This window comes from Caballeronia sp. LZ024 (genome assembly GCF_031451455.1).
Lineage (GTDB): Bacteria > Pseudomonadota > Gammaproteobacteria > Burkholderiales > Burkholderiaceae > Caballeronia > Caballeronia telluris.
Genome location: NZ_JARUXL010000003.1, coordinates 861,099 through 873,361 on the forward strand (window position 1 = coordinate 861,099; position 12,263 = coordinate 873,361).

Below are 12,263 nucleotides of genomic sequence, written 5' to 3' on the forward strand. Positions count from 1 at the left end.
TGTCTCCTTGAATCTGTGTGTGGGGGTAAGACGACTCAATTCATTGCGACGGTCGCGCCGCGCTTCGTATCGCGCCGCAAGCGTCCGATGCGTTCCCAGTCGAGCGTGACGGCCAGACCCGGGCCTTGCGGCAGTTGCAATGCAAAGTTTTCATAGCGCAGCGGTTCGGCCAGGATCTCTTCGGTCAGCAGCAGCGGCCCGAACAGTTCGGTTCCCCACTTGAGCTCATCGAAGGTGCTGAACAGTTGCGCCGAGGCGATGGTGCCGATCGCGCCTTCGAGCATCGTGCCGCCATAGAGATCGACACTCGCCGCCCGCGCGATGGCCGCGACGCTCGCCGCGCCCGCCAGGCCGCCGGACTGCGCGATCTTCACGGCGAACACGTTCGCGGCGCGGGCGCTCGCCAGCGCGAAGGCATCGGCGGGACCGTGCAGCGCTTCATCGGCCATGATCGGCACGAGCGCCAGTTCCGTGAGGCGCTTCAGGCCCGCGTGATTCGTCGCGTCGATCGGCTGTTCGATCAGACCGACGCCTGCATCGGCGAAGCGCTTCGCGGCCCATACGGTGTCGCATTCGCTCCACGCCTGATTCACATCGACGCGCACTTCGCCGCGATCGCCGAGCGCGTGCTTGATGGCGACGACATGCGCCACGTCCGCCGCCAGCGCACGCGAGCCGATCTTCAGCTTGAACACGCGATGACGCTTTGTCTCCAGCATCTGTTCGGCTTCGTCGATATCGCGCTTCGTGTCGCCGCTTGCGAGCGTCCACGCGACATCGACCGATTCGCGCACGCGACCGCCGAACAACTCCGAAAGCGGCACGTTCATGCGTTGCGCCTGCGCGTCGAAAAGCGCAGTCTCCACCGCGCATTTGGCGAAGCGGTTGCCCTGAAAGAGAGCGCGCAGCTTCGACACGGCCGCGCCGGGACGCGTCGCGTCCATGCCCTTGAGCAAGGGCGCGAAGTACGTGTCGATGTTGACCTTGATGCTCTCCGGACTTTCCTCGCCATAAGCAAGCCCGCCGATGGTCGTGCCTTCGCCGACGCCCACGATGCCATCCGCGCAACGCACGCGCACGAGTACGAGCGTCTGGCAGTGCATCGTGGCTACGGACAGGCGATGGGGGCGAATGGTCGGAACGTCGACGAGAATGGTTTCGATCGCTTCGATCGAGACGTGTGAGGCATGCACGAGATGCGTCTCCAGGTTCGTTGATGCGGGACGCTCAAGCGCTTGCTACACCGTGCGTCCCTGCGTTTCGACAAAATTAATGGACGCCGTCTTATCGGTCAAATCAATCATATATGGCCGACTTCATCCATCAAGTTGATCGGTGCCTGCGCGACGCTTCAGAACTTGTGCCGGATGCCGACGCGCACCGTGCTCTGACGATCGCTCGTCGAAGGCGTGAGGTTGTTGATGGCCGCCACCGCGGTTGCGCCGGTCGAATCCGTTCCCGATGCCTTCTGATAGACACCGATCAGGTAGACGTCCGTGCGCTTGGACAGGTAGTAATCCGCACCGAGCGCGCCCTGGTAATACTTCGCGCCCGGGTTGACGCCAGTGGACGAATCGACGTCGCCGCCCTTCGTGTAGTCAAACGCCGCACCGAGTAACAACGCTGGCGTGAGTTGATACTTGAAGTTGATTTCCGCGTTGTTGAAATTCGCGTTGCCGCTATAGCCACGCGGATTCGGACCGGAAGCAGCCGTGTCGCCGAGGTTCTTGAACTGCACGTTCGAATACGTCGCGCCGACCGTCGCAGCGCCGAAGACATACGCCGCACCCGCCGCGATCACTTGATAAGTGTGCGCCGACGCATAGCCGCTATACACCGGCGTCGAAATGAAGTTGGCGCTCGCCGTGGGCGCGGTGCTCGCGCCGTTGTCGCCAAAGAATCCGACGTTCGGATTGCGCGCGTTCAAATAGCCGACGCCGAGTGTGAGCGGACCGTTCGCGTAAGCCGCGCCCAGCGACCACACCTGATTGCGCGTGACATCGCCTGCCGCGCCGCCGAGACTGTACACGCCACCGAACTTGAAGCCGTTATAGGGCTTGCTCGCGAACTTGATGGCGTTATTCACGCGATAGGCGTTGTTGATGTTGTCGAGGTCCCCCGGATGCGCGCCGATATAGCCGGCCCACTGCGTGCCCGATTCGAACGGACCGACGTAGTCGACCACCGAATCGTATTGCCGCCCGAGCAGCACCGAACCGTATGAGTTCGCGAGGCCCACGTAGGCCTGTCGTCCGAACATCAGACCTTGCGTGCTCCCGCGATTCTTCTGCGCAAGCGAGCCGTTGTTGAGGTCGAAGCCGTTCTCCAGCACGAAGACCGCCGCGAGTCCGCCGCCGAGATCTTCGTTGCCGCGCAGGCCCCAGCGGCTCGCCTGCAGGACACCACTCGACATGTTGTAGAGATTGTGGCCGCCGGCATTGGAAGTCCAGTTGAAGCCGTCGTCGACGATGCCATACATCGTCACCGCGCTCTGTGCGTGGGCCGTGCCTGCCACCGCCAACAGCGCGAGCGATGCGCTCAAGGTGAGTCTCATACGTGCGATTTCCTTCTACGAGTCGTTCGATGAATTGACGCAATGAAAGGCCATTGCGGGGAGGGAATCTGTTTGCAGCGAAGTCTGCGATCGCTGACTCCACGGGGCAAATCAGCCAAAAGCGTGTGCGTCGATAAACGCCACTGATGCGACGTTTCGTTCACGCTTTCATCCGGGAATAGCACGCACGGCCCATGCATCGCATTCATGTCAAACATTTTTGGCTCGAATTTGACCGGGATCAACATGACTCATATCGTTCGGCCCATGTCGTGTCGATGTGATTCGCCCCGCTCTCTCTGGCTCATTGCGAAGCGGGAACCCAACCTTCGAGCTTCCCACTTCCATGAATCCTGACGCCGTGAATTCCGATCTAAGCGTGCCGCTCGCATCACAACGATCCGTTCGTCCCGCGAGCAACGTGCGTCGCGCGGTCACCACCGCCGTGCTCGGACAAGTACTCGAGTGGTACGACTTCTTTCTCTACGGCACCGCCGCTGCGCTCGTATTCGGCAAGCTGTTCTTTCCTGTCGGCAGCGATCCGCTGACCGGGACCATCGCCGCATTCGGCGGGTTCACCGTAGGGTTCATCGCCCGGCCGATCGGCGGTGTTCTGTGCGGGCATATCGGCGACCGTTACGGCCGCAAGGTCGTGATGATGCTCACGCTGCTCACGATGGGCACGGCCACCGCGCTCATGGGCATGCTGCCCACGTATCAGCAGATTGGCATTGCGGCGCCCGTCCTGCTGGTGCTGCTGCGCATCCTTCAAGGGCTTGCCGCGGGCGGCGAATGGAGTGGCAGCATCCTGCTCATTCATGAAAACGCGCCCCGCTCCAGACGCGGCGCGTTAGCCGCGTGGAGCCCGTGCGGCGCGGCGTTCGGCTTCGTGCTGTCGACAGGCGCGTTTCTGCTGGTTCAGAATCTTTCGTCCACCGACTTCCTGAGCTGGGGCTGGCGCGTTCCGTTTCTCTGCAGCATCGCACTGGTCGCGCTCGGAGTGTGGATGCGCCGTTCGGTGGGCGAAAGCACCGCATTCGCTGAAGTGAAGGCGACGCGCCATGAGAGCCGCATGCCGGTCATCCAGGTATTGCGGCAATGCCCCCGCGAAGTAGCGACCATCTTCGGCCTGCGTTTTGGCGAAGGCGGCGCGTCGTACCTGTTCTTCGCGTTCTCGATCGCATACGGCCAGTTTCTCGGCATCAAGTCGAGCTGGATCCTCAGCGGTCTCACGCTTTCGATGCTGCTGATGATCCCGTCCTCGCTGTTCTTCGGCTACCTGACGGACAAGGTGGGACGCAAGCCCGTCTACCTGGCCGGCGCGATCGCGATGATGCTCGTCGCGTGGCCGTATTTCGTGCTGATCGGCTCCGGCGAATACTGGAAGATCATCGCCGCGCTCGTGCTCGCCAACAGCATCACGCTCGGCATGCTCGAAGGCGCACAGCCTGCCTTCATCAGCGAGATGCTGCCGGTGCATCTGCGCTTCTCGGGACTCGGCGTCGGGCGGGAGATTTCATCGGTGCTCGGCGGCGGCCTCTCGCCGATGATCGCCACCGCGCTACTCGCGCACTATCGCAGCGCCGTGCCCGTTGCGCTGTATCTGGGCGCGCTTGGCCTCATCACCGTCGCCGCCACGTTGCTCGCTCGCGAGACGTATCCGAAGTCGATGCGAATCGAAGACCAGCAGGCTTCCCAATGACATCGCTCACTCCCATTCATGATCAAGAGGTAACGCGCATGCACGCCGTTCAATCCGCAAACGCCGGCGCTTGCGCCGCCAACGCACGAATCATCGACACGCAGAACGATTATCCCGAGTACGCGGGCCCACTCTCGCTCGACGAACTCGTCGTCGAAGTCGAGCGTCGCCGCGACGAATTCGATCGACTCTCGCACGTCCCGCGTGACATGGTCGCCAAGATGAAGCGAGCGGGAATCTTCCGCGCGAGCACGCCGAAGCGCTTCGGTGGCGACGCACTGCCGCCGCCGCGATTCCTGGAGATGCTCGAACGTATCGCGATTGCCGATGGCTCGGCCGCCTGGGTCGCCGCTTTCGGCTCCGCGAACACGTATCTCGCCTCGCTGCCGATCGAAACACAGGCGCGCATCTACGCGTCCGGTCCGGATCAGGTCTTCTCGGGCGGCCTGTATCCGCTGCAAAAGGCCGAGCGCGCAGCGGGCGGATTCCTCGTCTCCGGACAATGGCGTTTTGCGAGCGGCTGCAAGGGCGCGGACTGGATCGGCGTGGGCATTGGCGGCGCACCCGGCAACGCGGGAGATGCCAATGCGGGCAAGCCGTTCACCGCTGTTTTTCCCGCGAGCGAAGTGGAGATCGTCGACAACTGGAACGTGGTCGGTATGCAGGGCACGGGCAGCCACGATCTGCGTCTCGCGAACAAGTTCGTCGACGAACAATGGACGTTTGTCCGTGGCGGTGCGCCATTGATCGACGAGCCGCTTTATCGCTATCCCGCCGTCGCCTATCAGGCGCAGGTGCATGCAGCGGTGAACATCGGCCTCGCGCGCGCGGCGCTCGACCTGCTGGCCGGCATGTCCGGCGTGACCAAGACGACGACGGGCGCGCCGCGTCTCGCCGACCGTGCCTACTATCGCAGCGGCCTTGCACAAGCCGAAGCGAACCTGCGCAGTGCGCGCGCATTCTTCTTCGACTGCGCGGAAACGTCGTGGCGCACGGTGTTGAACGGCGATCCCGTCACGCCCGACGCAGCCAATCTGCTTCGTCTTTCCGCCACGCATGCCGCGCACACTTGCGCCGAGGTCGTCATGCAGGCGTACAAGATGGCGGGCATCGGCGCCATCTATCGCGAGGGCCGCATGCAACGGCTCGTGCGCGATTCGATCGTCGTTACGCAGCATGCGTTTCTCGGCGAAGGCACCTATGACGCTTCGGGCGCGCTCTTCGTCGGCGTGGCGCCGGTGACGCCCTATCCCTGAGCCGCCGACCATGCCTGTACGCATCCATCATTCCCGCCAGATCGCACGCGAGGCCGCCTGATCATGCAAGCGTGTCTCTTTCTTTTCGGCGAGCGCCATGCTGCGCCCTTGCCCGACACTTTCGCATTGGAGGCGCATGCGGCCGGAATCGACGGCTTGAGTCGGCTCGTCGTGCATGAACCGGTCGCGGGCGAGGTCGATCCGCGCATTGCGCAGCAACGGGATGCGCCGTCGTGCGTGCTGCAATGGTACTTCGATGAACTCGCGCCGCTCGAAGCTGCACTCGACGCCGACGGCGCGATTCATCGCGCGTTGCATGCGGCGGCACGCACGACACTGAGCGCCTCATCCTTCACGCAACAGATCATGGCCGTGCGCACGCTCGCGCCGCCGCGCGCCGCTCCAATGCGCGATCGCTCGACACGGTGCACCTATCTCGTCGCCTATGAAGGCCCCGCCGACGACTTCGATGCGTGGCTCGCGCATTATCTGCGGCACCATCCGCCGCTCATGCTGCAATTGCCCGCGTTGCGAGAACTGGAGATCTACACGCACATCGACTGCGCGAGCGGCTTGCCGTTCGAGCGAATACGCGCCATGCAACGCAACAAGGTCGTTTTCGACGACGCCAGCGCGCTCGCCGCCGCACTCGCCTCGCCCGTGCGGGACGCGATGCGACGCGACTTCGAAGCGCTCCCGCGCTATAGCGGCGCGACTCCGCATTTTGCAATGCACAGCACATACGTTAATCTCGCGACACACTGACCGGCCGTCGCGCATCAGGCGACATGCCCACGTTCGCGAGAGAAGCGCATGAACAAGTCGAATCCCGGCATCGCCGATCTGAACCTGCTGCGCGTGTTCCTCGCCATCTGGGACTTGCGCAGCCTCACCGCCGCCGGAGACCGACTGGGTCTCACTCAGCCCGCCGTGAGCCACGCGCTTCGTCGCCTGCGCACGCTCTTCGACGACCCGCTCTTCGTGCGCACGCCCAACGGCATGGTGCCGAGCGACGCCGCGTTTCGCCTCTATCCGCCGCTCGCGCAAGCCATCGCGATGATCAACGAAGCGATGCAGCAACTCGCAAAGTTCGATCCCAAGACCGCGCAGCGCGTGTTCCGCGTGTCGATGTCCGACATGTCGGAGTTCTACTTCCTCCCGCCGCTCATCGCGCTGCTCGATCGCGAAGCGCGCGGCATTCGCATCGACGTGGTCAATATTCCCGTCGAGTCGGTGAGCGCGGCCATGCGCGCCGGCGAAGTCGACCTCGCGCTCGGCTACGTTCCCGGTCTCGATGCGGGCTGCGTGAGCCAGACGCTCTTCGTCGACGAACACGTGTGCGTGGTGCGCGCGGGTCATCCGTTGCGCAAGACAAAGCCGAGCCGCGAAGACCTTTCCGCGCTGCGCTACGTCTATGCGAGCACCAATGCAACCGGTCATCGCATGGTCGAACAATGGCTCGACGAGCTGAATCTCAAGCGCGATGTGGTGCTGCGTCTGCCGCATTTCGTGGTTGCGCCGGAAATCGTGATGAACACGGATCTCGCCGTGATCTTCCCTAAAAGCATTGCGCGGCGCTTCAATCGCGGCAAGGCGTTTCGCATTCTGCCGCTGCCGTTCGCGCTGCCGCCGATCGAAATCCAAGTGCACTCGCATACGCAATTCGCAGCGGACGCCGGCATCGCCTGGCTGCGCGAAACCATTCACGCGATGTTCGATCAGCCTGCCTAGCGCACATTTGCCGCACTGATACCCGCAGGGCTTTTCGGCCAATTTGACGCCGATATCTGTCGACTCGACACTGCGTGACACTTCTTCCAATGCGAGCAGACATGTCCACGGTTCAATCCACCGCCCGCGCCGAGTGCGCCGCCGCGACGCCGGATCGCGCGCTCAAACGTATCGTCGTGGCGTCTGTCGCGGGCAATGCGATGGAGTGGTACGACTTCTTCGTGTACGGCACGGCCGCCGCGCTCGTGTTCGGACAATTGTTTTTCCCCGCCAACGCCGACCCGTTGATCGGCACGCTGGGCGCGTTCGCCGCGTTCGCGATGGGCTTCATCGCGCGGCCGCTCGGCGGCGTCGTGTTCGGGCACATTGGCGACCGCTACGGACGCCGCGCCTCGCTCGTGTGGACGCTGCTCATCATGGGCTTCGCGACGTTCGGCATCGGCCTTTTGCCGACCTACGACCACGTCGGTCTGTGGGCGCCCGCCGCGCTGGTTGCATTGCGTTTGCTGCAAGGCATCGCGTCCGGCGGCGAATGGGGCGGCGGCGTCCTGATGATCAGCGAGAGCGCACCGCCCGAAAAGCGCGGCTATTACGCGGCGTGGAGTCAACTGGGCGTGGGCGGCGGCTTCGTGCTGTCGTCGGCCGCGTTTCTGGCCGTGCAGGCACTTCCGCACGATCAGTTCGTTTCGTGGGGATGGCGTCTGCCGTTTCTTGCGAGCATCGTGATCTTCGTGATCGGCGTCTACATCCGCCGCAGCCTTCCCGAAAGCCGCGACTTCGCGAACGCGGAGAAAGCGGGAGCCACGTCGCACATGCCAGTGCTCGAAGCGATCCGCCGGCATCCCAAAGAGATCCTGATGGCGATGGGCTTGCGTGTCGCGGAAAACGGCGGCGCCTATATTTTCCTCGCGTTCTCGCTTGTCTACGGCAGGTTCGCCGGCATCCCCAACTCGACGATGCTCACCGGCGTCATGCTTGCGATGGTCGTCGAAATGGGCGCGATGCTCGCGTGGGGCAAACTGTCGGACCGCATCGGACGCAAGCCCGTCTATATGATCGGCGCGATCTCGCTCGCACTGATGGCGTTTCCGTTCTTCTGGCTGCTCAACACGCATTCGACGCCGCTCGTCTGGCTCGCGCTCGTGCTCGGCACGGCCGTCTGTCACGGCGCGATGATCGGCACGCTGCCCGCCCTCGTCGGCGAACTCTTCGACACTGAGGTGCGCTATTCCGGCGTCGCGCTGGGTCACGAGGTGGCGTCGATCTTCGCGGGCGGCTTGTCGCCTCTGATCGCCATCGCGCTGCTCTCGCATTACCACGCCTACTGGCCTGTCTCTCTCTTTCTGATCGCGCTCAGCCTCGTCACCGTCGTGACGTTGATGTTCACGCGCGAGACGCATCCGCAGTAACGCCGCTTCCGTTCCCTACAACACGCATCGATCTGCATTCGCGCGGCGCACGCCGCGCGAATGCTCGCGCACATCCCTACCGGAGATACCGCATGAACCCGTCGCCCCAGACGAAGCCCGCGGGCAAGCGCTATACCTATGAATGGTATGTCGTCGTCATCTGCATGCTGGCGTACATCTTTTCCTTCATCGACCGGCAAGTGCTCGCGTTGATGATCGAACCGATCAAGCGAGACCTGCACCTCACCGATACGCAATTCAGCCTGCTTCACGGCTTCGCTTTCTCTCTGTTCTACGCGGTGATGGGCATGCCGATCGCGTATCTGGCCGACCGCTTCGCGCGTCCGCGCATCATCGCGAGCGGCATTGCGCTGTGGAGCGTGGCGACCGCGGCCTGCGGCTTGAGCCAGAACTTCGCGCACATGTTCGTCTCGCGCATGAGCGTGGGTGTCGGCGAAGCTGCTCTGTCGCCCGGCGCCTATTCGATGCTCGCCGACCTCTTCCCGAAGTCGAAACTCGGGCGTGCGGTAGGCGTGTATTCGCTCGGCTCGTTCATCGGAGGCGGCATCGCGTTTCTCGTCGGCGGCTATGTGATTGCGCTGCTCAAGCATGCGAGCGTGTTCACGCTGCCGATTCTCGGCGAGGTTCGTGCATGGCAGATCACGTTCTTCATCGTCGGACTGCCGGGCCTCTTGATCGCGCTGCTCTTCAAGCTGACGGTGCACGACCCCGCGCGCAAAGGTCTCGCACAGGACGGCGCGGGCCGTGTCAGGCGCGTGTCGATGGGCGATTCCTTGCGCTTCATTGCATCGCATCGCAAGACGTTCTTCTGCCATTACCTCGGCTTCTCGTTCTATGCGATGACGCTGTATTGCCTGATGAGCTGGAGTCCCGCGTTCTACATGCGCCGCTTCGGACTTACGCCGGTGGAAGCAGGCTATACGCTCGGCACGGTGATGCTGGTCGCCAACACGGCAGGCGTGTTTTGCGGCGGCTGGTTGAGCGATCGCCTGCTGCGTCGCGGACACGCGGATGCACCCATGCGAGCCGCGTTCATCGGCGCCGCGTGCATGTTCGTGCCAGCCATTGCGTTCGCGCAGACCGCAAGCCTCGACGCATCGCTTGCCTGGCTCGTCGTGGCGATGTTCTTCGCATCGTTCCCGCTCGCGACCTCGGCGGCCGCGATGCAATCGCTTGCGCCCAATCAGATGCGCGCCCAAATTTCCGCGATGTTCCTGCTCGTATCGAACCTCATCGGGCTGGGACTCGGAACGACGGCCGTCGCGCTCATCACCGACAAAGTGTTCGGCTCGCCGCTCGCGGTCGGGCAGTCGATGACGATCATCAACGCCATCGCGACCGCGCTCGCGGTAGCGCTGCTCTTCCGTGGATGTCGGCACTATCGTGCGAGTCTCGAACGCGAGGCGCTTCAGACGCGCGTGACCGCAGAAGCATCGGATATCGCAAGGACGGACGGCCTGGAAATCAATCCGGCTGATGCAACCAAAGCTTTTTAGCCTATTTCACTTATTCGCCTGGCGGCGCTAACCTCGACGCATCGTCCCCAAAGACACACGGAAGGCAATCGATCATGCAAGCTCAGACCCTGAAAGTTCGGGTGGACGCGCTGCGCGAGGAAGCGCACGGCGTCCGGTCATTCAGCATCTCGCGCCTCGACGGGCAGCCGTTCGATCGCTATGAGCCGGGCGCGCATATCGACGTCACGAGTCCCTCGGGCATTACGCGTCAATACTCGCTGTGCGGCGATCCGGAACGTCTCGAATCGCACGTCTTCGCCGTTAAGAAAGAGGATGAATCGCGCGGCGGCTCACGCTCGCTGCATGAGGAAGTGGACGTCGGCACCGAGTTGTCCATCGGCGCACCGCGCAATCTCTTCCGGCTGGAGGAAAGTGCGAGCGAGCACATTCTGATCGGCGCGGGCATCGGCATCACGCCACTGCTCTCGATGGCTTATCGGCTCGCTGCCCGTCAGGCGCGCTTCACGCTGCACTACTTCGCACGCAGCGAGACGCACGCCGCGTTCATGACACTCCTCGCGCGCGCGCCGTTCGACCAGCACGTCAAGCTGCATTTCGGCGTGCAGCGCGAAGACCTTGCGAAAGAACTCGACGCATGCCTTCGCGATGCGGGTCTCGGCGCGCACGTGTACACATGCGGTCCCGCGCCTTTCATGGACACGGTCGTCGAACGCGCGCAGACGCGCCTGCCGGCCGATGCCATCCATCTCGAACGCTTCAAGGCCGAACCGGCGCCCGCAACCGACAACCAACTCGACAGCTTCGACGTACAACTCGCCAGCACGGGCCAGACCGTGCGCGTGGATGCGAAGACCTCGATCGTGGATGCGCTCGCGTCCATCGGCATCGAAGTGGACACCTCGTGCGGCGAAGGCGTGTGCGGCACCTGCATGGTCGATGTCGTGAGCGGCGAGCCGGTGCATCGCGATCACTGTTTGAGCCAGGCCGAGCGCGCGAGCAACAGCGTGATCTGTTGCTGCGTCTCGCGCTCGCGCTCGCCCGTGCTGGTCCTCGACCTCTGATCACATCTTCTCGAAGCTCGCCAGAAGGTCGGCGATGAGGTCGCGCATCCAGGCGATGCCTTCGTCTTCGTGAAAGTGCTCGTGCCAGTGCATCGTCACGGCGGCCTTCGGCAATGGCACGGGCAGCGCGTAGATGCGAAACGCATTGCCTCGATTGAGGATATGCGCGAGCCGCTCGGGCAGCGTGGCAAGCAGATCCGTTGCAGCGAGCACGCCCGGCACGGCGACGAAGTGCGGCAACGCCAGCGCGATATTGCGCCCGACGCCTTGCGCTCGCAGCGCGTCGTCGAGCGCGTGGTGACTGTGTTCCAGCGAGCGCACCTGCACGTGCGACGCGGCTAGAAACTGGTCGAGCTTCAGCGTGTTCCCAGCCGGCAAATCGCGGCGCTTGCGCGTCATGCATACATAAGATTCTTCGAATAGCAGGCTATGGCGCGTGCGCGGCAAGAGCGATGGCAAGTTGCCGATGGCGAAGTCGAGCCGGCTGGAGCGCAACGCTTCTTCGATGTCTTCCACCGGCAAGGGCTCGACCAACAGCTTCGCGCGTGGCGCGGCGTCCTGCATCGCTGCGCAGATGGCGGGCAGATACGCCATCTCGCCCGCATCGGAGAGGGAAAGGCGGAAGGTCCGCGTGCTCGTTGCGGGATCGAAGCGTTCGGCATAGCGCAGCGCCTGGCGCACGGTATCGAGCGCGCGTCCCACGATCTCCGCGAGTTCGAGCGCGACGGGCGTCGGCTGCATGCCCGCGCGCGTGCGAATAAAGAGCGTGTCGTCGAACAGGGTACGCAGGCGCCCCAGCGAGTAGCTCACTGCAGGCTGCGACAACGCTAGCCGCTCCCCCGCCTTCGTCAGACTGCGTTCTTCCACGATGGCCTGAAAGACGCGCAAGAGATTGAGATCGACGTGGTCGATGGAAGTCATTGTGGGAACTCCGAGATATCGGCCGCACTTATTCGGCGACCTGTTTTTAATCGATTTGACGCATGATCTTCGGAAAGCGAGACTGATGTCAACGAGGGGATGCGCCGACGTTTCGCTGACATCCTCGTGT

Annotated in this window: 10 protein-coding genes; 7 read left to right on the top strand and 3 right to left on the bottom strand. The window is 63.4% G+C overall.

The genetic code is table 11. The features are described 5' to 3' along the window. Positions 1–35: 35 nt before the first annotated feature. Complete coding sequence (locus QCE48_RS21425; RefSeq protein WP_309783978.1) at positions 36–1,193, bottom strand: muconate/chloromuconate family cycloisomerase; 1,158 nt, start codon at positions 1,191–1,193, stop codon at positions 36–38. 158 nt (positions 1,194–1,351) lie between these two features. Beyond that, a complete protein-coding gene (locus QCE48_RS21430) occupies positions 1,352–2,554 on the bottom strand; it encodes a porin (RefSeq protein ID WP_309783979.1) in 1,203 nt (400 codons plus the stop codon). A 346-nt stretch (positions 2,555–2,900) separates the two neighbouring features. On the opposite strand from QCE48_RS21430, the gene QCE48_RS21435 reads away from it, so the two are divergent. The 7 genes from QCE48_RS21435 (at position 2,901) to QCE48_RS21465 (ending at position 11,212) form a co-directional block, all read left to right on the top strand. Next, on the top strand, positions 2,901–4,256 hold the full coding sequence (locus QCE48_RS21435; protein ID WP_309783980.1) for an MFS transporter: 1,356 nt from the start codon (positions 2,901–2,903) through the stop codon (positions 4,254–4,256). 38 nt (positions 4,257–4,294) lie between these two features. Further along, positions 4,295–5,512, top strand: coding sequence for an acyl-CoA dehydrogenase family protein (locus QCE48_RS21440; RefSeq protein ID WP_309783981.1), 1,218 nt, complete (start codon positions 4,295–4,297; stop codon positions 5,510–5,512). A gap of 63 nt (positions 5,513–5,575) precedes the next feature. After that, positions 5,576–6,277, top strand: a complete 702-nt coding sequence (locus tag QCE48_RS21445; protein WP_309783982.1) for an EthD family reductase — start codon at positions 5,576–5,578, stop codon at positions 6,275–6,277. Between the two features lie 48 nt (positions 6,278–6,325). Then, positions 6,326–7,243, top strand: coding sequence for a LysR family transcriptional regulator (locus QCE48_RS21450; RefSeq protein WP_309783983.1), 918 nt, complete (start codon positions 6,326–6,328; stop codon positions 7,241–7,243). 101 nt (positions 7,244–7,344) lie between these two features. Then, a complete protein-coding gene (locus tag QCE48_RS21455; protein WP_309783984.1) occupies positions 7,345–8,652 on the top strand; it encodes an MFS transporter in 1,308 nt (435 codons plus the stop codon). Between the two features lie 92 nt (positions 8,653–8,744). Next, the gene (locus QCE48_RS21460; protein ID WP_309783985.1) at positions 8,745–10,169 is read left to right on the top strand and encodes an MFS transporter; all 1,425 of its coding nucleotides are present in this window, start codon (positions 8,745–8,747) and stop codon (positions 10,167–10,169) included. A gap of 74 nt (positions 10,170–10,243) precedes the next feature. Continuing rightward, on the top strand, positions 10,244–11,212 hold the full coding sequence (locus QCE48_RS21465) for a PDR/VanB family oxidoreductase (RefSeq protein ID WP_309783986.1): 969 nt from the start codon (positions 10,244–10,246) through the stop codon (positions 11,210–11,212). On the opposite strand, the gene QCE48_RS21470 is transcribed toward QCE48_RS21465, so the two are convergent. Continuing rightward, complete coding sequence (locus QCE48_RS21470) at positions 11,213–12,133, bottom strand: LysR family transcriptional regulator (RefSeq protein WP_309783987.1); 921 nt, start codon at positions 12,131–12,133, stop codon at positions 11,213–11,215. Between the last annotated feature and the right edge of the window lie 130 nt (positions 12,134–12,263).

Bases quoted from the DNA above. Each gene is read 5' to 3' on its own strand.
- QCE48_RS21430 (WP_309783979.1), bottom strand. From the start codon at position 2,554: ATGAGACTCACCTTGAGCGCATCGCTCGCGCTGTTGGCGGTGGCAGGC.
- QCE48_RS21435 (WP_309783980.1), top strand. From the start codon at position 2,901: ATGAATCCTGACGCCGTGAATTCCGATCTAAGCGTGCCGCTCGCATCA.
- QCE48_RS21440 (WP_309783981.1), top strand. From the start codon at position 4,295: ATGCACGCCGTTCAATCCGCAAACGCCGGCGCTTGCGCCGCCAACGCA.
- QCE48_RS21445 (WP_309783982.1), top strand. From the start codon at position 5,576: ATGCAAGCGTGTCTCTTTCTTTTCGGCGAGCGCCATGCTGCGCCCTTG.
- QCE48_RS21450 (WP_309783983.1), top strand. From the start codon at position 6,326: ATGAACAAGTCGAATCCCGGCATCGCCGATCTGAACCTGCTGCGCGTG.
- QCE48_RS21455 (WP_309783984.1), top strand. From the start codon at position 7,345: ATGTCCACGGTTCAATCCACCGCCCGCGCCGAGTGCGCCGCCGCGACG.
- QCE48_RS21460 (WP_309783985.1), top strand. From the start codon at position 8,745: ATGAACCCGTCGCCCCAGACGAAGCCCGCGGGCAAGCGCTATACCTAT.
- QCE48_RS21465 (WP_309783986.1), top strand. From the start codon at position 10,244: ATGCAAGCTCAGACCCTGAAAGTTCGGGTGGACGCGCTGCGCGAGGAA.
- QCE48_RS21470 (WP_309783987.1), bottom strand. From the start codon at position 12,133: ATGACTTCCATCGACCACGTCGATCTCAATCTCTTGCGCGTCTTTCAG.